The organism is Azospirillum sp. B2RO_4, from assembly GCF_051124815.1.
Classification (GTDB): Bacteria; Pseudomonadota; Alphaproteobacteria; order Azospirillales; family Azospirillaceae; genus Azospirillum.
This window is the reverse complement of sequence record NZ_CP118486.1, coordinates 764,767-787,127: the sequence shown is the minus strand read 5'-3', so window position 1 is coordinate 787,127 and position 22,361 is coordinate 764,767. Positions and strand designations below refer to the sequence as shown.

The window sequence follows — 22,361 nt, the reverse complement described above, 5'->3', positions numbered from 1 at the left end:
ACAGCGACGCGGAGGTTGTTTCGATGGTTCCCGACTGGCTGCATGTGTTGTCGATCGCCGCCCTGGTTTTCGGCGGGCTGTGCGCGCTGATCGTACTGGTCGACGTGGTGCGCCATCCCCAGCACATGTGGATCATGAACGTCGTCTGGCCGGTGACCGCGCTGTTCGGCACGGTCCTCACCCTCTGGGGCTATTTCACCTATGGCCGGCTCGCGACCCACGAGATGATGCGGCAGGCGAAGGAGCGCGGCGAGGAGATGCCGAGCAAGCGCGACACGCCCTTCCCGATGATGGTCGCGAAGGGCGCAGCCCATTGCGGCAGCGGCTGCACGTTGGGCGACATCGTCGCCGAATGGCTGGTGGTGTTCGCGCCGACGGTGGCGGTCTGGTTCGGCTGGCGCAGCCTGTTCGCCGAGAAGATGTTCGCAGTGTGGATCGTCGATTTCATCTTCGCCTTCGCCTTCGGCGTCGCCTTTCAGTATTTCACCATCAAGCCGATGCGCAACCTGTCCCCCGCCGAAGGGCTGATACAGGCGGTGAAGGCCGATGCGGCGTCGCTGACGGCGTGGCAGGTCGGCATGTACGGCTTCATGGCCTTCGCCAGCTTCTACCTGTTCGGCACCGTGCTGGGCGCCAAGCTGGAGCCGGCCTCCGCGGAATTCTGGTTCATGATGCAGATCGCCATGCTCTGCGGCTTCGTCACCGCCTACCCGGTGAACTGGTGGCTGATCTCGACCGGCGTGAAGGAGAGGATGTAGGCCGGAGCCAGCCCCTTTTGCCCTGATCCTCCCCGATTTTTCCGTTGTGCCGCAGGACGCCACCTCCGAACTCAGGAGGCATGCTGATGAGTGGAGCGGCTCTGGCCATCGCGCTGGCCTATTTCGGGTTCCTGTTCGCCATCGCCTCCTGGGGGGACCGACGGGCGCGCCGCCATGGGACGCAATCCGGGACGCAGTCGGGGGCGGGATCGAGCCCGCTGGTCTATGCGCTGTCGCTGGCCGTCTACTGCACCGGCTGGACCTTCTACGGCAGCGTCGGCATGGCGTCGACCAGCGGTTACGCCTTCCTCCCGATCTATATCGGCCCGATCCTGGTCTTCACGCTGGGATGGCCGCTGCTGCACAAGATCCTGCGGATCGCCAAGGCGCAGAACATCACCTCCATCGCCGATTTCCTCGCCGCCCGCTATGGCAAGAGCCAGCCGGTCGCGGCCATCGTCACGCTGGGCGCCGTCATCGGCACAGTGCCCTACATGGCCTTGCAGCTGAAGGCCGTCTCGTCCAGCTTCGCCGTCCTGCTGCGCTACCCCGAGATCGTGATGCTGGAGCAGCCGGCGGCGGCGCCGGTCTGGGCCGACAGCGCACTGGTCGCCGCGATCATATTCGCCCTGTTCGCCATCCTGTTCGGCACGCGCCACGTCGACGCGACCGAACGCAACGAAGGCATGATGCTGGCCATTGCGGTTGAGGCGGTGATGAAGCTGGCCGCCTTCCTCGCCATCGGCGCCTATGCGACCTGGGGGCTGTTCGACGGGCCGGCCGACCTGCTGCGGCTGGCATCGGCCGAACCGGACCTGCGGCACCAGTTCGCCAGCGGCGTCGACGGGTCCAGCTGGATCACCATGACCGTCCTGGCCGGACTGTCGGTGCTCTGCCTGCCGCGCATGTTCCACGTCACCGTCATCGAGAATCGGGACGAGGAGCATATCCGGCTGGCGACATGGCTGTTCCCGGCCTATCTGGCGGCCATCGCCCTTTTCGTCGTCCCCATCGCCGCGGCCGGCCTGCTGCTGTTTCCGGAAGGCACGGTGGTCCGCGACATGACGGTTCTGGCCCTGCCGATGTCCGGCCGGCAGGAAATCCTGACGACCATCGCCTTCGTCGGCGGCCTGTCCGCCGCCACCGGCATGGTGATCGTCTCCTCTGTCGCCATCGCCAACATGGTCAGCAACGATCTGGTGGTGCCCATCCTGCTGCGCCGCCGCGGCAATGGCATCGACCGGCTGGACATGCGCCGGCTGATTCTGGGCACCCGCCGGGTGACGATCCTGGTGCTGATGCTGCTGTCCTACGTCTATTACCGGATGGTCGGGACCGGCTTCCCGCTGGCCTCCATCGGTCTTGTCAGCCTCGCTGCGGTGGCGCAGTTCGCACCGGCCCTGATCGGCGGCATGATCTGGCGGGGGGCCACCGGGACCGGTGCCTTCTGGGGAGTCGTCACAGGCTTCTTGGTATGGAGCTACACGCTGCTGCTGCCGGCGGTCATCGAGGCCGGCTGGCTGCCGGCCACCATCCTGACCACGGGCCCGTTCGGGACCGGCCTGCTGGCGCCCCAGCGGCTGCTCGGCCTCCATCTCGACCCCTTCGTCCATGGCGTGACCTGGAGCCTGCTCGCCAACAGTGTAGTCTACATCGCGGTGTCGCTGCGGACGGTGCCGCGGCCGATCGAGCGCTTGCAGGCCGGCGCCTTCACCGACACCGACCTTCAATGGAGCCATGCCGGGTCCGAACCGCGCGCCGGTTCCGTCACGGCGGAGGAGCTGCGGGCGGTCGCCAGCCGCTATCTCGGCGCCGAACGGGCGGAGCATGGCTTCGCCGGCCTGTCCGACTCCAGTACGGGAGAAGCCGACCTGCGCCTGATCCGGCAGACGGAGAAACTGCTGGCAAGCGCCATCGGCGCCGCCTCCGCCCGGCTGGTGATGGCCCTGACGCTGGAGCGGCACAGCGTCGGCAAGGGCAACGCGCTGAGGCTGCTGGACGACGCGACCGCGGCCATCCAGTACAACCGCGACGTCCTGCAGACGACCATGGAGAATGTCGCGCAGGGGATTGCCGTTTTCGACAAGGACCTGCGGCTGGTCAGCTGGAACCGCCGCTTCCGCCGGCTGCTGGCCATCCCCGCGGAGATGGAGCCGGCCGGCATCGCCCTTCCGGAAATCCTGCGCTTCGCCGCCCTGCATGGGCTCTACGGCCAGGGCGAGCCCGCCGCCCTGGTCGCCCGGCAGCTCGACGTCTTCCTCGCCAGCATCGCCGCCCCGGTCGAGCAGCCCAGACCGGACGGCAGCGTCCTGGAGATGCACACCTGCCGGATGCCCGGCGGCGGCTATGTCACCACCTTTTCCGACATGACGGAGCGTGTCCGCGCCGCCGCGGCGCTGGCCGAAGCCAAGGACCGGCTGGAGCAGCGCGTCCGCCAGCGCACCGCCGAACTGGCCCGTGCCAAGGCTGCGGCGGAGGAAGCCAGCCAGGACAAGACCCGCTTCCTCGCCGCGGCGAGCCACGATCTGCTGCAGCCGCTGAACGCCGCGCGGCTCTATGCATCCAGCCTGGGCGACCGGATGCCGGGGGACGCGCTGGTCGGCAAGCTGGACGGCGCGCTGGCGTCGGTGGAGGAACTGCTGGGGGAACTGCTGGACATCTCCCGGCTCGATGCCGGCGCGGTGAAGCCCGAACGGCAGAGCTTCCCGCTCGGCCGGCTCTTCGCCACGCTGGCGGTGGAGTTCGCGCCGCTGGCCGAACGGCGGGGACTGCAGCTGCGCATCCTGCCCTGCAGCCTCGCCGTCGACAGCGACTGGCGCCTGCTGCACCGGCTGCTGCAGAATCTGCTGGCGAATGCCATCCGCTACACGCCGCAAGGCCGGGTGCTGCTGGGCGCGCGGCGGGCCGCCGGCCATGTCGTGATCCAGGTCTGCGACACCGGCATCGGCATTCCCGAGGACAAGCAGTCCCTGGTTTTCGGCGAGTTCCGGCGCTTCGCCGAGGCACCCGGCGTGGAGCATGGGCTGGGGCTGGGGCTGTCCATCGTCGAGCGCATCGGCCGCGTGCTCGACCATCCGGTGACGCTGCGCTCCATTCCCGGCCGCGGAACGGTCTTCGCCGTCCGCATCCCGCGCGGCGTGTCCCAGCCGGATGCGCAGGCAGCGGGCCAGCAGGCGACGGATGCGCACGTTGAGCCGGCCGAGCGGACGAGCATCCTGTGCATCGACAATGATCCCACCATCCTCGACGGGATGCGGACGATGCTGGGCGGCTGGGGCTGTCAGGTGCGGACCGCCACCGGCCTCACCGCCGCCCTGGCCGAAGCGGAGAGCGGAGCACCGGACCTCATCCTCGCCGACGTCCATCTGAACGAAGGAGAGGACGGCTTCGCCTGTGTCCAGGCGGTGAGGCAGCGGCTGCGCCATCCGGTCCCGGCGGCCCTGATCACCGCCGACCGATCCGCCGGCGTCAAGGAGCGGGCGGAGAACCTCGGTTTGCCGGTGCTGAACAAACCGATCCGCCCGGCCGCCCTGCGCACGCTGATGCGCCGACTGACCGGGGCGCGGCCGGCTGCCGAATAAGGCTCCCTCAGCCGGCCTGCCGCTCTTCCGCCGCACGGCGGATCACCTCCTGCGGGGCGTCGGCATCCTCGGCCAGCTGGCGGACCAGGATCACCGCCTGGGTCCGGCTGGTGACGCCGAGCTTCTGCAGGATTGCCGAGACATGCGCCTTCACCGTGCCTTCGGACACGCCCAGCTCATAGGCGATCTGCTTGTTCACCAGCCCGTCGTTCAGCATCATCAGGACCCGGACCTGCTGCGGCGTCAGGCTGGCGATCCGCGCGGCCGCATCTTCCTCCCTGCCGGGACGGTCCGGCTCCTGCAGCGCCGGCCGCCACAATTCGCCCGCCAACAGGGCCTGCAGCGCTTCGCCCAGCATGGCGGAAGGAGCGGATTTCGGGATGTAGCCGCAGGCGCCGGATTCCAAGGCGCGGCGGATCACCCGCGGCTCCTCGTTGGCGGAGATCACCGCGATGGGCAGGGCGGGAAAGCGGCTGCACAGATAGACCAGACCGGCGAAGCCCTGCATCCCCGGCATGTTCAGGTCGAGAAGGAGAAGATCGGCGTCCGGACTTTCCTCCAGCGCCGCCGCCGCCGCATCCAGCGTCCCGGCCTCCACGATTTCGGCCTCGGGCAGCGCACGGGCGATGGCGAGACGCATGGCATCGCGGAACATGGGGTGATCGTCGGCGACAACGATATGGGTGGGCATGGTCGGGTCCTGTTTGCTTCGCCGCTAAACCAAAGTCACATGGAAGTCACGGGGTGGTCGACTTAGCTTTCTGAACGAGTGAGAAACACTTCGCGCCGCCGGAAACCGCATTGCGCCGATGGGCTAATGCGGACGACCAGTCCTCGGGCGGTGTCGACAGAGACGGAAGCAGGACCGATGAAGCGGCGCAACCTCCTGACGGCCATGGGCCTCGGGCTGGGCGGAGCCGCGCTCGCCACCCCGGCGATCGCACAAGGGCCGCCTCAGCTCCGATGGCAGATGGCCGCGACCTTCCCGAGGGAGCTGGACATCCTGAACGGCGGGGTGGAGGTCCTCGTCCGCCGGGTCGCCGGGCTGACCGGAAACCGGTTCGTCATCGACCGCGACCCCTCCCTGCGGCCGAAGACGGACCAGCCGATGCTCGATTTCGTCGGCAGCGGCGGCGCGCCGATCGGACTGGGCGCCAGCTATCAGGCGATGGACCGCGAGCCGGCGCTGGTCTTCGACACCTCGGTCCCCTTCGGATTGAACGCTCGGCAGCAGAATGCCTGGATGTACCAGGGCGGGGGACTGGCGCTGATGCGCGAGCTGCTGGCCGACCACGACGTGATCCCGTTCCCGGTCGGCAACACCGGTTCACAGTTGGGAGGCTGGTTCCGCCGGGAAATCCGCGCCGCGCAGGATCTGAACGGACTGAGGTTCCGCGTGTCCGGCATGGCCGCCGACGTGCTTCGCCGCCTGGGCGGCCAGCCGCAGCGCACCGGCTATGCCGGGCTGCGCCGCGCGCTGGAGGACAAGTCGCTCGACGCCGCGGCCTGGGCCGGCCCGCATGACGATCTGCGGCTCGGCCTGCACAAAGCGGCACCCTATTGCTACTATCCCGGCTTCCTGGAGGGGAATGCGCAGCTGTCCTGCTACGTCAACCGCCAGGCCTGGGACCGGCTGCCGCCGGAGTACCGGGAGGCGGTGGAGGTCGCCTGCGCCGAGGCGAACCTCTGGATCACCGCAAGGTACGACGCCCTCAACCCCGCCGCCCTGAAGCAGTTGACGGCCGAAGGGGCGATCCTTCGTCCCTTTCCGCTGGAAATCCTGCGAGCCGCTCACCGGGCCACCGAGGAGCAGCTGGAAGCACTGGCCTCGGCGAACGCCCGCTTCCGCAAAGTCTACGCCTCATGGAAGCCGTTCTGCGACGCCCAGCATCTGTGGTTCCGCATCGCCGAGAACAGCTTCGACCGATCCGCCTCCCTGCAGCCGCCGGAACCGTCCCGGAACTAGGCCCGAAATCAGGGAGACCACCCCCCCTGCGCCAACCCAAAAGGAGCGCATGATGACCTATGATTTCCACCAGGACCTGATCCGGTCCATGCCAGCGATGGAGCGCTTCGCGCGCAGCCTGACCCGCAACCCCGCCGAGGCCGACGACCTCGTCCAGGACTGCATGGAACGTGCGCTCCGCCACTGCGAGAAGTTCGAGCAGGGCACGAATCTGGAAGCCTGGCTCTGCACCATCCTGAAGAACGTCCACTACAGCAAATGGACCCGCAAGCGTCGCTTCAGCGAAGTGGAGGTTCTGGATGGCGAAATGGCCAGCGGACCTTCGCAGGATCATCAGGTGCTGCTGCGGGAGGTGGCGGAGGCCATCGACGGGCTTTCGGAGGAGCATCAGAGGCTGATCCGCATCGTCGCCGTCGATGGCGACAGCTATCTCGAAGCGGCCGACGAGCTGGGGGTATCGGTCGGCACCGTCCGGTCCCGCCTGTCCCGCGCCCGCAACCGGCTGCGGACCGACTGCGAGGCGCCGCGCCGTCCACCCCTGGCCCGGCGCACCGGACTGCCGATGTCCGCCCGTTCGGCCGGTTATTCCGAGATAGCCCGGCGAACGGCCGGTTAGACTGGTTCCGGGCCGAGCCCCTTCAGGCGGCGGTCCGGTCCGACAGCCTTTCCCGCGCGATGCGGCAGCGGAAGCGCAACGCCTCGCGGTCACGGTCGAGGAAGTCGCTCCGCTCGCCCGCGGCTTCGATCAGGGCGATCTGCGCCAGCAGCGGCTGCCGGCGCGGCTCGTCGCTGACATAGGGCGCCAGAGCCTCGAGGGCTTCCGCCACGCGGATCAGGACGCCCGGCATGGTAGCGCCCGCCTGCCGGATCTGATCGAAGGCCGCCCGCACCAAGCCGTCATGGTCCGTTACATTGCGGACCACCCGCAAATCGCCCTTGCCATCGCAAAGCACCGGCACCTGCAGCGGCCGTTCGAAGATGCGGGACAGCGCCGAGGACAGCATGTCGATGACGGTCAGCGCAGTGTAGACATCGTTGATCCCCGGCGACAGCGCCCGCAATGACATCTCCACCAGCTGGCGGATGCCGTATTCGAGATCCTGGGTCGGGGTCCGCTCGGTCCCGACGATGAAGGCCTCCCGGATGGAGCGGCGGAACGCCTCGTCACAGGCCTCCGGCGGATGCACGGCAAGGTGACGGCCGCGGACGAGAGCGAAATGCCCGGGCCGGACGTCGAGCCACAGAACCACGTCGGACTCGCAGGCCTTGCGCACGAGCATGTCGAAATCGACCGCCTGGACATAGCCATCCTCACCGAGCCCGATCCACACAGCATCCTCCGGCACCGGTGGCGGCGTTTTTCCCGCGTCCGCATCCTCCGGCAGCAGCAGGTCGATCGACGCGCGCAGCTGGTGCGACACGTCACGCACCGCGTTGTCGTACATGATCGACCGCGCCAATTTGTGCACGAAGAACAGCAGCACGAACAGGCACAAGGCCGAAAGCGCAGTCCCGACGGTGATCGCGAAATGAGGGATCGCGTTGTCCGACGGGGCGCCGATGCTGCGGAAAACCACCAGCAGATAGAGAATCGTCGCCACGAACAGGCCCAGCACCACCTGCGTCTGCGGATCGCTGATGAAATTGCGCACCAGACGGGGACCGAGCTGTCCGGCGGCCAGAGTCAGCACCACGACGGTGATGGAGACCACCAGCGACGTCATCGTGATGATGCCCGACAGCAGGGCGCCCATCAGTTGGCGGGCGCTTTCGGGATCGCCGCTGTAGACCAGCCACATCTCGGCCGCCCCATCGGGCAGCACCGGTCCCGTGGTTACGAGAAAGACCGCCAGCGCCATCGCCGCGATGCTCATCAGCAGCGGCACGAACCACAGGCTCTCACGCAGAAACATCCAATAATGACGCAGGCGGCCCTTCAATCCAATCACCCCAGTGGAAGTGGAACGAACAGCGACTGGCCATCCCGCCGCCGCAGAAGGATAACATGGTCCTTCCCGGACTTGCGCGCCAGGTCGACGACATTTGCCAGGTCACTGGGATTACCCACCGTCTGCTGCCCCGCCCGGGTAATGACGTCGCCCGGCTCGAAACCGGCCTTTGCCGCCGGGCTGTCCGGCGCAACCTCCACCACCGTGGCACCGCTCACGTCGCTGTCCAGTGAGAATTCCTTGCGCAGTTCGGGCGTGATTGGCGCCAGCGTCACCGGCTTGCCGTCGCGCTGGACGACGCGGGCGATATCGCCGGGCTTGGTCTGCGCCATCATCCGGGTCAGCTCATGCGGGCCGGCGACCTGCTTGCCGTACTGATCCTAAATTCGAGCGCGGCGGCGATATCCGGCGTGACCTCATGGCTGCGGACATGTGGATGGGGCGGGGAGACGCCTGTCCCCCCGCAGTTCACGGCAAAGCGGACGGCGCCTTACTGCTTGGCGGCGCCGCTGCCGGTGCTGGTGCTGCCCGTGCTGCTGTTGCCCGAACCGTTATGGCCGGTGGTGGAGGTCCCGGACTGGCCGCCGGTCGTCGCACTGCCGGAGTTGGTCGACGAGCTGCCCGACATCTGCGACGGCGGATTGATGGTCATGAACACCTGATTGCCGTCCTGGGTCTGAGCCTGGACCAGATAGGCGGCGTCGATGATCGTCACATTCTTGAAGCCGGCCTGCTCCAGCTGCTTGCGGAGCTTGTCCTGGGTCATCGCCTGGATCTGCGAATGGGGCTGGGTCGCCGCGGCGCTGCCACTCTTCTGGGTGTTCTGCTGGCCGGTGGACGACTGCGCGAAGGCCGGCGTGCCGGCGGTCAGGGCGAGGCCGATGACGGGAATGATCATTGCGATACGCATGGCATGTCCTTTTGTGTTTGCGTTTCCTGCAGGGCGTGCCTGCGCAGGGCCAACTCCCGCCACCGGTTCTGCTCCCGCCGCCGAGGTCCGCGCATTGGTGTAGGACTGCCTATTTTTGCGGCGGGTCCGGAATCCGGAACTCGTGGTCGCCGGAGGGGTTGGCGGCCCAACGGATGAAAGGACCGACGATGTTCTTCGACAGTTGGGCCGGACTCGGCCGGGTGCTGGTGGTCGGCGTGCTCGCCTATGCGGCACTGGTGCTGCTGCTGCGGATTTCGGGAAAACGAACCCTGACGAAGATGAACGCCTTCGATCTGGTGGTGACGGTGGCGCTCGGCTCGACGCTCGCCACGGTGCTGCTCAGCAAGTCGGTGGCGCTTGCCGAAGGCGTGCTGGCGCTGGCGCTGCTGATCCTGCTGCAATACGCGATCACATGGGCATCGGTCCGTTCGCCCCGCTTCCAGGCGATCATCAAGGCGCAGCCGACCCTGCTCGTCTATCGGGGCGAGTTCCTGCCGGGCGCACTGAAGCAGCAGCGCGTCACACGGGAGGAGGTGATGGCCGTTCTGCGCGCCCAAGGGCGAAAGGAGCTGGACGGCGTACTGGCCGTCGTGTTGGAGACCGACGGTTCCTTCAGCGTCGTGCCGGGATCGGAGGGCGGAACCGACCCCGATCCGCCGACGCTCGAAGCGGTCGGCCGTCTCTGACGGGCAGGTTGTGCTCGATCTTGCGCCGCCACGGGCGAGCGAAGTCAATCGCGGCGCGTGCGATGGCAGGGCCACCGAAGGCCCGGAGCAGTCGGGCTAGCCCGACCGAAGCCATGGAACCGGATCGCGAATGGGCGACTTGTAGCGGATGAACGTCACCCCGATGCCGTTCCCCCACCCCCGCTCTTCGCCCCGGTGAAGTCCAAGCCCCGTCAAGTCCGACACAGCCGGACCGGAAATTCAGGGAGACGCAGCCATGGACCGACGCCGCTTGCCGACAGCGGCAGCAGCAGCCGGATTTGCCGCTGCCGCAGGACCGATGCGCACCGCGCAGCCCGTCGACATTTTCTGCGAGCCGGCTTCGTGACGGGGGGCTGAGCCGTGCCGGGAGTCTTCAGCCCCACCGCCAACATCGCGACCAAGCTGGTGCTCTACACGCTGCTGGCCGGACTGGTCACGCTGGTCGGCGGCGCGTGGTTCTTCCCCAGCACCACCTATGCGACGCGACAGGGCATCGTGCAGCCGCAGCCGGTCCCCTTCAGCCACGAGCATCATGTCGGCGGTCTGGGGCTGGACTGCCGCTATTGCCACACCTCGGTGGAGGAATCGCCCACCGCCGGGCTGCCGCCGACCCACACCTGCATGACCTGCCATTCACAGATCTGGACCAACGCGGATCTGCTGGCCCCGGTGCGCCAGAGCCTCGCCACCGGCAAGCCGATCCGCTGGAATCGCGTCAACACGCTGCCCGACTACGTCTTTTTCAACCACAGCATCCATGTCGCCAAGGGCGTGGCCTGCACCACCTGCCATAGGCCGGTGGACACCATGCCCCTGACCTGGAAGGGAGCGAGCCTGCAGATGAGCTGGTGCCTGGACTGCCACCGCGACCCTGCCCCGAACCTGCGCCCGAAGGAGGCGGTCTTCGACACCGATTGGAAGCGAACCGCGGCGACGCCGTCCGGCGAGCAGCTGATGGCGCGCTACCACATCCATCCCGAAACCCTGTCCGACTGCTCCGTGTGCCACCGATGACGGCCGGCAAGGAGTTGGGGCGGGAGGAGCTGGCACGGCGGATCGAGGACCGATTGGCCGGGCGGAGCGGCCGGGCGCTGTGGCGCAGCCTGGAGGAGTTGGCGCGCGAGCCGACGGTCCTGGAGATGCTGCGCGCCGAGTTCCCCGGCCTGCCCGACCTTGCGGAGGCGCGGGTCGGCCGGCGACGGCTGCTGGAGTTGATGGGCGCCTCCTTCGCGCTGGCCGGGCTTTCGGGCTGCGGTCCCGGCGCGGAAGTGGACAAGGCGATTCCCTATGTCACCATGCCGCCGGGTCTGGTGCCCGGCGTCGCCCGCCATTTCGCCACCGCAGTGACGCGCGGCGGCTATGCCGACGGCATCCTGGCCGTCCACCAGATGGGGCGGCCGGTGCAGTTGGAGGGCAATCCGGAGCATCCCGCCAGTTTGGGTGCCCTCGATCCCATCATCCAGGCAAGCATCCTCGACCTCTACGACCCCGACCGCTCGCGCAGCGTGCTGACCTCCGGCCGGGCGGCCAGCGCCAACGGGATGGTCAAGGCGCTGGTCGATCGCCTGCCCGCCATGGCCGAGCGCGGCGGCGAGGGGCTGCGGCTGCTGACCGGCACCGTCACCTCACCCACGCTGACAGCGCAGATCGCCGCGTTGAAGCAGCGCTTTCCGGCGATGCAATGGCACCGTTGGGAAGCCGACGGGCGTGATGCGGTGCGGGCTGGGGCGATGCTGGCCTTCGGGCGGCCGGTGGATACGGTGCTGCATCTCGACCGGGCGAAGACGATCCTGGCGGTGGAGAGTGACCTCCTTGACAGCACGCCCGGCCATCTGCGCTACGCCCGCGAATTCGCCCGCCGCCGTCGCGCAGCCGAGGAAGGGCGGCCGGAGGAAATGAGCCGCCTCTATGCGGTGGAAAGCATGCCGACCCTGGCCGGCGCCCGCGCCGACCATCGCTTCGTGGCCCGCCCAGGCGAGGTGGAGGCGGTGGTGCGCGCGCTCGCCGCCGAACTTGGCATTGGGCCGGCGGACTGGCGCCAGGGCGCCCCCGGCTGGCTCGCCGCCGTCGCCCGCGACCTGTCCAAAAGCCGGGGCGCGGCGCTGGTCCATGCCGGGCCGACGCAGCCGCCCGCCGTCCACGCGCTGGTCCATGCCATCAACGATGCACTGGGCGCGACCGGCAAGACGGTGACCTACATCGAACCGGTGGAGGCCGATCCGGTCGACCATGGCGGGTCGCTCAAAGGGCTGGCCGCCGACATGGCGGCCGGATGGGTCGACACGCTGCTGATCATGGGCATCAACCCGGTCTTCACCGCGCCCGCCGACCTCGATTTCGCCGGGGCGTTGGGGAGGGTCCCGCTTTCCGTCCATCTCGGCACCGAGGTGAACGAAACCGCCATGCACTGCACATGGCATGTGCCGGAAGCCCATGAACTGGAACGCTGGGGCGACGCCCGCGCCTTCGACGGCACCGTCACCATCCAACAGCCGCAGATCAGGCCGCTGTGGGGTGGCTGGTCGCCGCACGAGCTGCTGGCCGTTTTCAACGGAGAGACGCGGCCGGACGGTCACGCCATTCTGCACGCCGCGTGGACCGAACGATTGCAAGGCAAGGGCGATGCTGAGCGGCAGTGGGCCGACGCTCTGCGCACCGGCGTGGTGCCGGACAGCGCCGCCGCACCGGTGTCGGTTTCGCCTGCATCCGATCTCGTGGCCCGGCTGCCGCCGGCGCCGGCACGGCCGGATGGGGGCGCGTTGACCGCCCTGTTCCGGCCGGACCCGTGGCTGCGCGACGGGCGTTACGCCAATCTCGGCTGGCTGCAGGAGTTGCCGCGCCCCTTCACCACCCTGACTTGGGACAACGCCGTCCTGATGGCGCCGGCGACAGCCGAACGGCTGGGCCTGCAGAACGAGGATGTGGTGGAGGTGCGCACCGCCGCCGGCCAGCTCCGCGCGCCGGTCTGGCGGGTGACGGGCCACGCCCCCGACTGCATCACCCTGCCCTTCGGCTTCGGCCGCAAGGTGGTGGGCCGGGTCGGGCGCGGTGTCGGCTTCGACGCTTTCCGGCTGCGTCCGCTCGACCATCTCTGGCAATTGCCGGGCGTGGAGGTGCGCAAGACCGGGGAGACCTACCGGCTGGCCGCCACTCAGCACCACCAGCTGATCGACAGCCCCGACGTGGTCCGTCACGCCACGCTCGACGAATTCCGCCAGAATCCAGACTTCGCCAAGCGCAAGGAGCCGGAGCACTCGCTCTATCCCGATTACGAGTATCCGCGGAACGCCTGGGGCATGGCGATCAACCTCAACTCCTGCATCGGCTGCAGCGCCTGCACCGCCGCCTGCCAGGGCGAGAACAACATTGCGGTCGTCGGCAAGGAGGAGGTGCTGCGGAACCGTCAACTGCACTGGATCCGCATCGACACCTGGTACGAGGGCGAGGCGGAGGCGCCGGAGCAGACCTATTTCCAGCCGATGCCCTGCATGCATTGCGAAAATGCGCCCTGCGAGGTGGTCTGCCCGGTCGGGGCGACGATGCATGACGCCGACGGGCTGAATGTGATGGTCTACAACCGCTGCGTCGGCACCCGCTTCTGCTCGAACAACTGTCCCTACAAGGTTCGGCGCTTCAACTACTTCAACTATTCGGCGGACGACAACCGGCTGTCGCAATCCTGGAACCCCGACGTTTCCGTCCGGGCGCGCGGCGTCATGGAGAAATGCACCTATTGCATTCAGCGCATCCGCAACGCCCGCATCGCTGCCGACCGCGAGAACCGGCCGATCCGCGACGGCGAGGTGAAAACCGCCTGCCAGCAGGCCTGCCCGGCGGAAGCGATCGTCTTCGGTGACCTGAACGACAAGGACAGCGCGGTCAACCGCCGCAAGGCGAGCCCGCTCGACTACGGCGTGCTGACCGAGCTGAACACCAAGCCGCGCACCACCTACGAGGCGCGGCTGCGCAACCCCAACCCCGAAATCCAGGAGGTGTGAGGCGGTGGGCGCATCTCCCGAAACCGGGCAGGAGCTGAATAGGGTGGTGGAACCGGGCGTGACCGCTCTGTCGGTGACCGTCCATGTCAGCGACCTTGTGCTGGAGCGCCGCACGCCCGTGTGGTGGTGGGTCGGCTTCGGGCTGTCGGTCGGGCTGCTCGGCCTCTTCGTGGTGGCGCTCGGCTGGCTGTTCATCCACGGCGTCGGCATCTGGGGCATCGACTGGCCGGTCGCCTGGGGGTTCGCCATCGGCAATTATGTCTGGTGGGTCGGCATGGCCAGCGGCGGAACGCTGATCTCCGCCCTGTTCTTCCTGACACGATCGGAGTGGCGCAGCGCCACCAGCCGCCTCGCCGAGACCATGACGGTGTTCTGCGTCGCCTGCGCCGGGATCATGCCGGTCATCCATCTCGGGCGCTGGTGGTATTTCTACTGGCTGTTCCCCTACCCCAACACGATGGCGCTGTGGCCGCAGTTCCGCAGTCCGCTGCACTGGGATTTCGTCGCCATCCTGGTCTATGTCGCCGGATCGGTGCTGTTCTGGTATGTCGGCCTTCTCCCCGACCTCGCCACCCTGCGCGACCGGGCGCTGCGGCGCTGGCAGCGGGTGCTGTACGGGCTGCTGGCGCTGGGCTGGCAGGGGTCGTCACGGCACTGGCGCCAGTTCAAGATCCTGTACGGCCTGTTCGCGGCATTGATGGCGCCGCTGGTCTGTTCCATCCACAGCATCGTCGGGCTGGATTTCGCCGGCGGCCTGACGCCGGGATGGCACGAGACGCAGTTCCCGCCCTATTTCGTCTTCGGCGCCGCGCTGTCCGGCTTCGCCGTGGTGCTGATGCTGGTCATCCCGCTGCGCCGGGCGCTGGATCTCACCGCCGTCATCACTATTCGCCATGTCGACGTGCTAGCCCGGCTGATGCTGACCACCAGCCTGCTGCTGTCCTACTGCTATCTGATGGAGGTGTTCATGCCCTTCTACCGGGGGGAGGAGCACGAGATCACGGTGGTGATGTCGGAACTCGGCGGCTATTACGCGCCCTGGTACTGGGCGAAGATCATCCTCAACGGCGTCATTCCGCAGTTGCTATGGATCCGGCCGCTGCGGCTGAACCGCCCGCTGCTGTTCCTGATCGCCCTGTGCGTGGTGGTCGGCATGTGGATCGAACGTTACGTCATCGTCGTCGGCGGCCTGCACCGGAACTACTCGGAATCGAGCTGGTTCGTCTTCATGCCGACCTTCTGGGATTGGGCGACTCTGGCCGGGTCGCTGGGTCTGTTCCTGACCGGCTTCTTCCTGGCGTTGCGCTTCATCCCGATGGTGTCGATGTTCGAACTGCGCGAACTCCTCCACAAGAAGAAGACGGAGGGCGGACGATGAGGGCGCATCGCGGCACCGGCCACAGCGTCCGCGGCACGCTGGCCACCTTCGACAGTTCCGACGCCATGTTGGAAACCCTGCGGCGCCTGCGGCAGGAAGGTTTCACGCGGCTGGAGGTCTACAGCCCCTATGCGGTGGAAGAGGTGGACGAGCTGCTGGGCCGAAAGCCACGGGCCCTGCCGCTGATCATCGTGGCGGCGGGCGCGCTCGGCGCGGTCGGCGGCTTCCTCCTGCAATATTGGGGGATGGTGCTGAACTATCCCCTGAACATTGGCGGACGGCCGCTGAACAGCTGGCCGGCCTTCAGCACGACGACCTTCGAACTGGCGGCGCTGGCCATCCTGCTGATCGGCTTCCTCGCCTTCTGTACGATCTGCCGGCTGCCGCGCCTCTATGACCCCATCTTCGATGCGCCCGGTTTCGAGCATGCCTCGCAGGACCGTTTCCTGATCTGGATCGCGGAGCGGGAGGGACGCGACGACGGCGACCTGCTGCAGCGGCTGCTGCCCCACGGCGAAGGCGTGCGGATCGACGAGGTGCCGGCATGAGCCGCCTCTTTCCCATCGCCCTTCTGCTGGGCGCAGCGGCGCTGCTGGGCGCCTGCGACAACATGGCGAAGCAGCCGAGCGACAAGACCTGGACGCCCGCCGACGCCAATCCGGCCAATGCCGATCCCGGCAGCCGGGCATGGCCCCCGGAGCCGGCGCCCAACACCGTCGCCCGCGAAGACCGCCCGCAGCCGCCCCCGCCGCTGACGCCGGCCCTGCTCGCCCGCGGAAAGGAGCGCTACGAGATCTACTGCACCCCCTGCCACGGCTATCTCGGCGACGGCAACGGCATGATCGTCCAGCGCGGCTTTCCGCATCCGCCCTCCTTCCACAGCGAGGCTCTGCGCAACGCGCCGACGCGGCATTTCTACGACGTCGCCACCAACGGCTGGGGGGCGATGTACTCCTACGGCGACCGCGTCACGCCAGACGACCGCTGGGCCATCGCCGCTTATATCCGGGCGCTGCAGACCAGCCAGAGCACCGCCGCGGCCGAACTGCCGGACGATGTGCGGGGGACGCTGCGATGATCCGGCGCCCGTTTCCCGCCGCCATCGGCGCGGCACTGGCCGGCGGGGCGGTCTGTGCCATCGGTGCGCTGTTCGATCCGCAGGCCGTGCTGCGCGGCTGGCTGGCGTCCTTCGCCTTCTGGATCGGCTTGCCGCTGGGCGCCATGATGATGTTGTTCGCCCATGATCTGACCGGCGGACGCTGGGGGTCTGCCGCGGTACCGCCCCTGCGCGCCATGGTCGCCATGCTGCCGCTGGCGCTCCTGCTTCTGGTGCCGGTGCTGCTCCTGCTGCCGGAGTTGTATCCCTGGGCAAGGGCTGCGGAGGCCGTGCATCTGAAGAACCGCTTTTACCTGAACGCCCCCTTCTTCTACGGGCGGACGGCGGTCTATGCCGTGGTCTGGCTCGGGCTGGCTCTGTTGGCGCTGCTGCGCTCGGGACGGGGCCGCAACCCGCTGGCGGCGCCGGGGCTGATCCTGCTGGGGCTGACCGTCACCTTCGCCTCCTTCGACTGGTTCATGTCGGTCGAGCCTGATTGGGGGTCCAGCATCTACGGGATGATGATCGTCAGCGGTCAGCTGCTGGGCGCCCTGGCACTGGCGACGCTGGCGGCGATCCTGGGCGGACGGACGGACGTGGGGCAGCGGCGCGACCTGGGCAGCCTGCTAATCGCCGGCATCCTGCTGTGGTTCTACCTGTCCTTCATGCAGTTCCTGATCGTCTGGCAGGAAAATCTGCCGCAAGAAATTCCCTGGTACGTCGCGCGCCTGTCCGGCGGCTGGGGCTGGGTCGCGGTGCTGGGCGCCCTGGCGCAGGGAGCGTTGCCCTTCGCGGCCCTGATCTGGTGGCCGGTGAAGCGCAGCCGGGGCGGGCTGTCCGCCGTCTGCCTGCTGCTGTTGGCCGCCCATCTGCTGGAATGCTGGTGGCTGATCCTGCCGGGGCTGGAGGGTGGTTTCACCTGGTTCGCCCCCGCTGCGGCGCTGGCGATGGGCGGCGCCGGCATGGCGGTGTTCCTGTGGCGCCTCGGTGTCGACCGCCGGCATTCCGGCCGAAACGGACAGGCCACCCGAACCGCCGGCCTGATGGCGGAGGGGGCCCACCATGGATAAGGCCACACGTATGAACCGGCCCGGCTTCGCCGGAACCGCGGCGGCGTTGCTGTTCGGCTGGGCACGCTTGGGGCGCAGACATCCGCTGAAGCAGCCGGACCAGGGGGGCCGCAATCCCGACACGCGCTTCGAGACACGGGACGCGCCGCCCTGGCTGTTCGTGCTGCTCGGCGCCCTGGCGGTGGGGTTGATCGGGGCGGTCGTGGTCTCGCTGATTCTGATCTTCCCCAACGCGACAGCCGACCGGAACCGCGCCCTGACAATACCGATGCCGGAACCGCGCCTGCAGAACGATCCCCCCGCCGACTTCAAGCGCTACAAGGAGCGGTCGATGGAGCGGCTGACCGGCTACGGATGGACCGACCGCGAGCGCGGCATCGCCCACATTCCCATCGGCGAGGCGATGCGCCGCGTCGCCGAGCACGGCATTCCCGACTGGCCGGCAGACGCAAGACAGGAGGGTCGGCGATGAGACGGCTCGCCATCGCCACCCTGCTCAGCCTTCTGCTGACCCTGGCCACCGCGGCACAGGCGGCCCCGACGGCCCTGCTGCCGTCCGGCTTCAAGGACTTCGCCTTCGATCAGCATCCGGGGGCGCAACTGCCGCGCGACGTCCGGCTGCGCGACGAGGCCGGCAAAGCCGTCACCACCGCAACCTTGTTTAATACGGGCAAACCGCTGGTTCTGGTCTTCGACTATTTCCGCTGCACGACGCTGTGCGGCGTGGTTCTGGGCGATCTGGCCGCGGCCCTCAAGCAAGTGCCGCTGACGCCGGGCAAGGATTACGCGGTGATGGCGGTCAGCATCGATCCCAATGACAGCCCGGCCGATGCGGCGGCGATGAAGGCGCGGCATTTCGAGCGCGATCCGACCCTGGCCGCCGCCATCCACCCGCTGGTCGCCGAACAGGCCGGCGATGGCCGGGAGGTCCGCCGCCTCGCCACCGCCGCCGGCTTCCCCTACAAGCTGGACGAGGCCAGCGGGCAATATGCCCATCCCGCCGGCGTGGTGCTGGTGTCGCCGGGCGGGACGGTCTCCCGCTACATCCTGGGGATCGGCTACGACCCCACGGACCTGCGGCTCGGGCTGGTCGATGCCTCCAAGGGCACGGTCGGATCGGTGACCGACCATCTGCTGCTGCTCTGCTACGGCTATGATCCGGCGCAGGGCAAATACAACTCCCAGGTGGGCCGCCTGATGCAGGCGACCGGCGCAGTCTCCGTCCTGGGCATCGGGCTGCTGGTGTGGCGGGCCGCCCGCCGGCCGGGGAAGGGGTGAGGACGGCCATGGGAAGCATACAACTCCTCCCCCCCACCGCGTCTGCCCATGCCGCCGACATGGATTGGCTGTTCGCGGCCCTGATCGGCACCAGCGTCTTCATCCTGCTGCTGGTCTTCGGTCTGATGATCCTCTTCTGCGTCCGCTACCGGAAAAGCAGCAAGGTCGAACGCGGCGACCGGCTGGGCCGCACCTGGAGGGTCGAGACCGCCTGGACCGTCGCCACCTTCATCGCCTTTCTCGGCCTCTATTTCTGGGGGGCGGACCTCTATGTCGGCATCCACAGCCCGCCCAAGGACGCCACCGACATCTATGTCGTCGGCAAGCAGTGGATGTGGAAGATCGAGCATCCCGGCGGCCAGCGCGAGATCGACACGCTGCATGTCCCGGTCGGCAAGCCGGTACGGCTGGTACTAACCTCGCAGGACGTGATCCACGACTTCGCCATCCCCGCCTTCCGGGTCCGCCAGGACGCGCTGCCCGGCCGGTACGAGACGCTGTGGTTCACCCCGACGAAAGTCGGCGAATACCGCCTGTTCTGCGCGGAGTTCTGCGGCACCTGGCATGCCCGGATGGGCGGCAGCGTCGTCGTCATGGAACCGTCCGACTTCCAGCGCTGGCTGGACAGCCAGGACCCGGGGCCCAGCCTCGCCCAGGAGGGGGAGGCGCTGTTCCGCAGCTATGGCTGCAGCGGCTGCCACGGCACCGCCAGCACCGTCCACGCGCCGAAGCTGGAGGGTCTGTTCGGCCGCCCGGTGCCGCTGCAGGACGGCCGCACCGTCATCGCCGACGACCGCTATATCCGCGATTCGATCCTGAAGCCGAAGTCGGAGATCGCCGCCGGCTATCCGCCGGTCATGCCCTCCTTCGCCGGGCAGATCGGCGAGGACGATCTGCTGAAGCTGGTCGCCTACATCAAATCGCTGGCCGACAGGACGGCCCAGAACTCCCAAACCGGCCAAGCGGCCGGACCATCTCAAGCCGGCCAAGCGGCCGGCAGCGCGGAAAGGCCCGTCCAATGACCACCGCGACCGTGACCGGAAAGCCGGACGAACCCGTCGTCGCCACCAAGAACTACCTGACGGAGGAAGGCGTCACCCTGCGGTCTTGGCTGCTGACCAAGGACCACAAGCGGATCGCCATCCTCTACACCCTGTCGATCACCTTCTTCTTCTTCGTCGGCGGGCTGGCGGCGACGCTGATCCGGCTGAATCTGGTGACGCCGGCCGGCATCTTCACGCCGGACATCTACAACCGCCTGTTCACGCTGCACGGCATCGTGATGGTCTGGTTCTTCCTGATCCCGTCGATCCCCAACACCATGGGCAATTTCCTGATCCCGCTGATGATCGGCGCCAAGGATCTGGCCTTCCCGCGCCTGAACCTGCTCAGCTGGTATCTGTATGTCGGGGCCGGTCTCCTGGCGCTGTTCGCCATCCTGATCGGCGGGGTCGACACCGGCTGGACCTTCTACACGCCCTTCTCCTCGCTCTATTCCAACGGCTATGTCGTGCTGGCGCTGGCCGCCGTGTTCGCCGTCGGCTTCTCCTCCATCCTGACCGGGCTGAACTTCATCGTCACCATCCACCGGATGCGGGCGCCGGGGATGACGTGGTACCGGCTGCCGGTGTTCGTCTGGTCGAACTACGCCACCTCCGTCATCATGGTGCTGGCGACGCCGGTGCTGGCGATCACGTTGATTCTGGTGGCGGTGGAACGGCTGCTGCGGGTCGGCATCTTCGATCCGGCGTTGGGCGGCGATCCGCTGCTGTTCCAGCACCTGTTCTGGTTCTACTCCCACCCCGCGGTCTACATCATGATCCTGCCGGGCTTCGGCGTGATCAGCGAGATCGTGCCCTGCTTCGCCCGCAAGCCGCTGTTCGGCTACAAGTTCGTGGTGTGGTCGAGCATCACCATCTCGATCATCGGATTCTTCGTGTGGGCGCACCACATGTTCGTCGCCGGCATCTCGCTCTATGCCGGGCTGGTCTTCTCGCTGCTCAGCTACGTCATCGCGGTGCCGTCGGCGATCAAGGTGTTCAACTGGACCGCCACGCTGCACAAGGGCTGGATCAGCTTCGACGCGCCGATGCTCTATGCCCTGGGCTTCATCGGGCTGTTCACCATCGGCGGGCTGACCGGGCTGTTCGTCGCCAATCTCGCCTTCGACGTCCATGTCACCGACACTTATTTCGTCGTGGCGCATTTCCACTACATCATGGTCGGCGGCATGGTCAGCGCCTATTTCGGCGGGCTGCATTACTGGTGGCCCAAGGTCACGGGGCGGCTTTATCCCGAATGGTGGGCTCGCATCGCTGCGCTGCTGATCTTCTTCGGCTTCAACCTGACCTTCTTCCCGCAATTCATCCTCGGCTATCTTGGGATGGAGCGGCGCTACTACTCCTATCCGCCGGAATTCCAGGTCTGGAACATCTTCTCGTCCGCCGGCGCGTCGGTGCTGGCGATCGGCTATGCGCTGCCCTTCTTCTATCTCGGCTGGTCGCTGTTCCGCGGCAGGCGGGCCGGGGCCAACCCGTGGGCGGCGACCGGACTGGAATGGCAGACCTCCTCCCCCCCGCCCGCCCACAATTTCGACAAGACGCCCACCGTTACCCGTCCACCCTACCAGTACCGGCCGGAACCGGAGCCGCAGGATGTCTGACGCACCCGTCATCCCACAGCCCGAACCGCAATACGCGACGGCGGAACAGCAGGCGGACACCGCGTCCTTCGGCATGTGGGTGTTCCTGGCGACGGAGATCCTGTTCTTCGGCGGGATGCTGCTGGCCTACACATGGCTGCGCGCCACCTACCCGGAGGGCGTGGCGGAGGCCGGGCGTCACACCAGGATCGTCATCGGCTCCGTCAACACGCTGGTGCTGCTGACCAGCAGCTTCACCATGGGCTGGGCCGTCCATGCGGCGGAGCATGGCCGGCGCAAGGCTCTGACCCGACTCCTGGCGGTAACGGCGTTGCTGGGGCTGCTTTTCCTCGGACTGAAGGGCTACGAATACCACAAGGAATGGACCGAGCATCTGGTGCCGGGGCTGAATTTCCACGAGGACAGCGTGCATGCCCAGGCCATCGAGCTGTTCTATTTCCTCTATTTCCTGCTGACGGGCATCCACGGCATCCACGTAACCATCGGCATCGGACTGATTGGGGTGATGGCAATGCGGGCGCGGCGCGGCGCCTTCTCGTCCCGCTATTACACCCCGGTGGAGGTGACGGGGCTGTACTGGCACTTCGTCGACATCGTCTGGATCTTCCTCTACCCGCTGATCTATCTGGTCGGACGGAGCGGACCATGAAGGCACCTCCCCTCTCCCTGCTGTTGACCTGGGCGGCGCTGCTGGGGTTGCTGGCGATGACGCTGGGCCTTGCCTATGTGCCGATGCCGGGGCCGATGAACGTCGTGGTGGCGCTGGGCATCTCGGTGGCAAAGGCGCTTCTGGTGCTGGCGCTGTTCATGAAGCTGTTCCGGGCATCGGCGCTGACCCGTGCCGCGGCAGCGGCGGGCCTGTTCTGGCTGGCTGTCCTGTTCGCGCTGTCGGCGACCGATTACCTGACCCGCAAAGTGGAACATGTGGGCGACCAGCCGGCCCCCACGGGCCGCGAACACCAGCCGGGCAACCGCTGATCCGACATG

21 protein-coding genes are annotated in these 22,361 nt (G+C 67.7%); 17 read left to right on the top strand and 4 right to left on the bottom strand.

From position 1 onward, the window contains the following. The first annotated feature begins 23 nt into the window (after positions 1–23). Complete coding sequence (locus PWS46_RS17570; protein ID WP_434620947.1) at positions 24–758, top strand: DUF4396 domain-containing protein; 735 nt, start codon at positions 24–26, stop codon at positions 756–758. A gap of 86 nt (positions 759–844) precedes the next feature. Then, positions 845–4,339 carry a hybrid sensor histidine kinase/response regulator gene (locus PWS46_RS17565; RefSeq protein ID WP_434620944.1) on the top strand — a complete coding sequence of 1,165 codons (3,495 nt, stop codon included), beginning with the start codon at positions 845–847 and terminating at the stop codon, positions 4,337–4,339. Between the two features lie 7 nt (positions 4,340–4,346). Here the strand turns inward: PWS46_RS17565 and PWS46_RS17560 are convergent, their stop codons facing one another. After that, a complete protein-coding gene (locus PWS46_RS17560) occupies positions 4,347–5,030 on the bottom strand; it encodes a LuxR C-terminal-related transcriptional regulator (protein ID WP_434620941.1) in 684 nt (227 codons plus the stop codon). Positions 5,031–5,207: 177 nt separating this feature from the next. Between PWS46_RS17560 and PWS46_RS17555 the strand changes: the two genes are divergently transcribed. Then, positions 5,208–6,305 carry a TRAP transporter substrate-binding protein gene (locus PWS46_RS17555; protein ID WP_434620938.1) on the top strand — a complete coding sequence of 366 codons (1,098 nt, stop codon included), beginning with the start codon at positions 5,208–5,210 and terminating at the stop codon, positions 6,303–6,305. 49 nt (positions 6,306–6,354) lie between these two features. Continuing rightward, positions 6,355–6,921, top strand: a complete 567-nt coding sequence (locus tag PWS46_RS17550; protein WP_434620935.1) for a sigma-70 family RNA polymerase sigma factor — start codon at positions 6,355–6,357, stop codon at positions 6,919–6,921. A gap of 22 nt (positions 6,922–6,943) precedes the next feature. On the opposite strand, the gene PWS46_RS17545 is transcribed toward PWS46_RS17550, so the two are convergent. The 3 genes from PWS46_RS17545 to PWS46_RS17535 form a co-directional block, all read right to left on the bottom strand. Then, positions 6,944–8,218, bottom strand: a complete 1,275-nt coding sequence (locus PWS46_RS17545; RefSeq protein ID WP_434620932.1) for a DUF2254 domain-containing protein — start codon at positions 8,216–8,218, stop codon at positions 6,944–6,946. Positions 8,219–8,250: 32 nt separating this feature from the next. Further along, complete coding sequence (locus tag PWS46_RS17540; protein WP_434620929.1) at positions 8,251–8,589, bottom strand: PDZ domain-containing protein; 339 nt, start codon at positions 8,587–8,589, stop codon at positions 8,251–8,253. Positions 8,590–8,744: 155 nt separating this feature from the next. Further along, on the bottom strand, positions 8,745–9,164 hold the full coding sequence (locus PWS46_RS17535; protein WP_434620926.1) for a hypothetical protein: 420 nt from the start codon (positions 9,162–9,164) through the stop codon (positions 8,745–8,747). A gap of 188 nt (positions 9,165–9,352) precedes the next feature. Here PWS46_RS17535 and PWS46_RS17530 point away from each other — a divergent pair, with 188 nt between their 5' ends. The 13 genes from PWS46_RS17530 to PWS46_RS17470 all read left to right on the top strand — a co-directional run bounded on the left by PWS46_RS17530 (position 9,353) and on the right by PWS46_RS17470 (position 22,352). Continuing rightward, positions 9,353–9,871 (top strand): DUF421 domain-containing protein, encoded by a 519-nt coding sequence (locus PWS46_RS17530; RefSeq protein ID WP_434620923.1) that lies wholly within the window; start codon positions 9,353–9,355, stop codon positions 9,869–9,871. Positions 9,872–10,252: 381 nt separating this feature from the next. Next, complete coding sequence (locus PWS46_RS17525; RefSeq protein ID WP_434620921.1) at positions 10,253–10,906, top strand: cytochrome c3 family protein; 654 nt, start codon at positions 10,253–10,255, stop codon at positions 10,904–10,906. After that, a complete protein-coding gene (locus PWS46_RS17520; RefSeq protein WP_434620918.1) occupies positions 10,903–13,890 on the top strand; it encodes a TAT-variant-translocated molybdopterin oxidoreductase in 2,988 nt (995 codons plus the stop codon). Before PWS46_RS17525 ends, PWS46_RS17520 begins: the two co-directional genes overlap by 4 nt. A 4-nt stretch (positions 13,891–13,894) precedes the next feature. Continuing rightward, complete coding sequence (gene nrfD, locus PWS46_RS17515) at positions 13,895–15,268, top strand: NrfD/PsrC family molybdoenzyme membrane anchor subunit (RefSeq protein WP_434620915.1); 1,374 nt, start codon at positions 13,895–13,897, stop codon at positions 15,266–15,268. Next, entirely contained in the window at positions 15,265–15,816 is a 552-nt protein-coding gene (locus PWS46_RS17510; protein ID WP_434620912.1) for a DUF3341 domain-containing protein, read from the top strand. The genes nrfD and PWS46_RS17510 overlap by 4 nt, the downstream gene beginning before the upstream one ends. Beyond that, positions 15,813–16,346, top strand: a complete 534-nt coding sequence (locus tag PWS46_RS17505; RefSeq protein WP_434620910.1) for a c-type cytochrome — start codon at positions 15,813–15,815, stop codon at positions 16,344–16,346. Before PWS46_RS17510 ends, PWS46_RS17505 begins: the two co-directional genes overlap by 4 nt. Next, positions 16,343–17,434 carry a hypothetical protein gene (locus PWS46_RS17500; protein WP_434620907.1) on the top strand — a complete coding sequence of 364 codons (1,092 nt, stop codon included), beginning with the start codon at positions 16,343–16,345 and terminating at the stop codon, positions 17,432–17,434. Before PWS46_RS17505 ends, PWS46_RS17500 begins: the two co-directional genes overlap by 4 nt. After that, entirely contained in the window at positions 17,427–17,906 is a 480-nt protein-coding gene (locus tag PWS46_RS17495) for a hypothetical protein (RefSeq protein ID WP_434620904.1), read from the top strand. The genes PWS46_RS17500 and PWS46_RS17495 overlap by 8 nt, the downstream gene beginning before the upstream one ends. After that, positions 17,903–18,712, top strand: a complete 810-nt coding sequence (locus PWS46_RS17490; RefSeq protein WP_434620902.1) for an SCO family protein — start codon at positions 17,903–17,905, stop codon at positions 18,710–18,712. Before PWS46_RS17495 ends, PWS46_RS17490 begins: the two co-directional genes overlap by 4 nt. 8 nt (positions 18,713–18,720) lie before the next feature. After that, the gene (gene coxB / locus PWS46_RS17485) at positions 18,721–19,734 is read left to right on the top strand and encodes a cytochrome c oxidase subunit II (RefSeq protein ID WP_434620899.1); all 1,014 of its coding nucleotides are present in this window, start codon (positions 18,721–18,723) and stop codon (positions 19,732–19,734) included. Next, on the top strand, positions 19,731–21,374 hold the full coding sequence (ctaD, locus tag PWS46_RS17480; RefSeq protein ID WP_434620896.1) for a cytochrome c oxidase subunit I: 1,644 nt from the start codon (positions 19,731–19,733) through the stop codon (positions 21,372–21,374). The genes coxB and ctaD overlap by 4 nt, the downstream gene beginning before the upstream one ends. Continuing rightward, positions 21,367–22,023: a cytochrome c oxidase subunit 3 family protein gene (locus PWS46_RS17475; protein ID WP_434620893.1), complete on the top strand. Its 657-nt coding sequence runs from the start codon at positions 21,367–21,369 to the stop codon at positions 22,021–22,023. Before ctaD ends, PWS46_RS17475 begins: the two co-directional genes overlap by 8 nt. Next, on the top strand, positions 22,020–22,352 hold the full coding sequence (locus PWS46_RS17470) for a cytochrome C oxidase subunit IV family protein (RefSeq protein ID WP_434620890.1): 333 nt from the start codon (positions 22,020–22,022) through the stop codon (positions 22,350–22,352). Before PWS46_RS17475 ends, PWS46_RS17470 begins: the two co-directional genes overlap by 4 nt. Positions 22,353–22,361: the final 9 nt, after the last annotated feature.

Coding starts and splice junctions, on each gene's coding strand:
- PWS46_RS17470 (WP_434620890.1), top strand. CDS start 22,020: ATGAAGGCACCTCCCCTCTCCCTGCTGTTGACCTGGGCGGCGCTGCTG.
- PWS46_RS17535 (WP_434620926.1), bottom strand. CDS start 9,164: ATGCGTATCGCAATGATCATTCCCGTCATCGGCCTCGCCCTGACCGCC.
- PWS46_RS17505 (WP_434620910.1), top strand. CDS start 15,813: ATGAGCCGCCTCTTTCCCATCGCCCTTCTGCTGGGCGCAGCGGCGCTG.
- PWS46_RS17570 (WP_434620947.1), top strand. CDS start 24: ATGGTTCCCGACTGGCTGCATGTGTTGTCGATCGCCGCCCTGGTTTTC.
- PWS46_RS17530 (WP_434620923.1), top strand. CDS start 9,353: ATGTTCTTCGACAGTTGGGCCGGACTCGGCCGGGTGCTGGTGGTCGGC.
- ctaD (WP_434620896.1), top strand. CDS start 19,731: ATGACCACCGCGACCGTGACCGGAAAGCCGGACGAACCCGTCGTCGCC.
- PWS46_RS17565 (WP_434620944.1), top strand. CDS start 845: ATGAGTGGAGCGGCTCTGGCCATCGCGCTGGCCTATTTCGGGTTCCTG.
- PWS46_RS17560 (WP_434620941.1), bottom strand. CDS start 5,030: ATGCCCACCCATATCGTTGTCGCCGACGATCACCCCATGTTCCGCGAT.
- PWS46_RS17500 (WP_434620907.1), top strand. CDS start 16,343: ATGATCCGGCGCCCGTTTCCCGCCGCCATCGGCGCGGCACTGGCCGGC.
- PWS46_RS17520 (WP_434620918.1), top strand. CDS start 10,903: ATGACGGCCGGCAAGGAGTTGGGGCGGGAGGAGCTGGCACGGCGGATC.
- PWS46_RS17545 (WP_434620932.1), bottom strand. CDS start 8,218: ATGTTTCTGCGTGAGAGCCTGTGGTTCGTGCCGCTGCTGATGAGCATC.
- PWS46_RS17510 (WP_434620912.1), top strand. CDS start 15,265: ATGAGGGCGCATCGCGGCACCGGCCACAGCGTCCGCGGCACGCTGGCC.
- PWS46_RS17490 (WP_434620902.1), top strand. CDS start 17,903: ATGAGACGGCTCGCCATCGCCACCCTGCTCAGCCTTCTGCTGACCCTG.
- PWS46_RS17540 (WP_434620929.1), bottom strand. CDS start 8,589: ATGATGGCGCAGACCAAGCCCGGCGATATCGCCCGCGTCGTCCAGCGC.
- PWS46_RS17555 (WP_434620938.1), top strand. CDS start 5,208: ATGAAGCGGCGCAACCTCCTGACGGCCATGGGCCTCGGGCTGGGCGGA.
- coxB (WP_434620899.1), top strand. CDS start 18,721: ATGGGAAGCATACAACTCCTCCCCCCCACCGCGTCTGCCCATGCCGCC.
- PWS46_RS17550 (WP_434620935.1), top strand. CDS start 6,355: ATGATGACCTATGATTTCCACCAGGACCTGATCCGGTCCATGCCAGCG.
- PWS46_RS17495 (WP_434620904.1), top strand. CDS start 17,427: ATGGATAAGGCCACACGTATGAACCGGCCCGGCTTCGCCGGAACCGCG.
- PWS46_RS17475 (WP_434620893.1), top strand. CDS start 21,367: ATGTCTGACGCACCCGTCATCCCACAGCCCGAACCGCAATACGCGACG.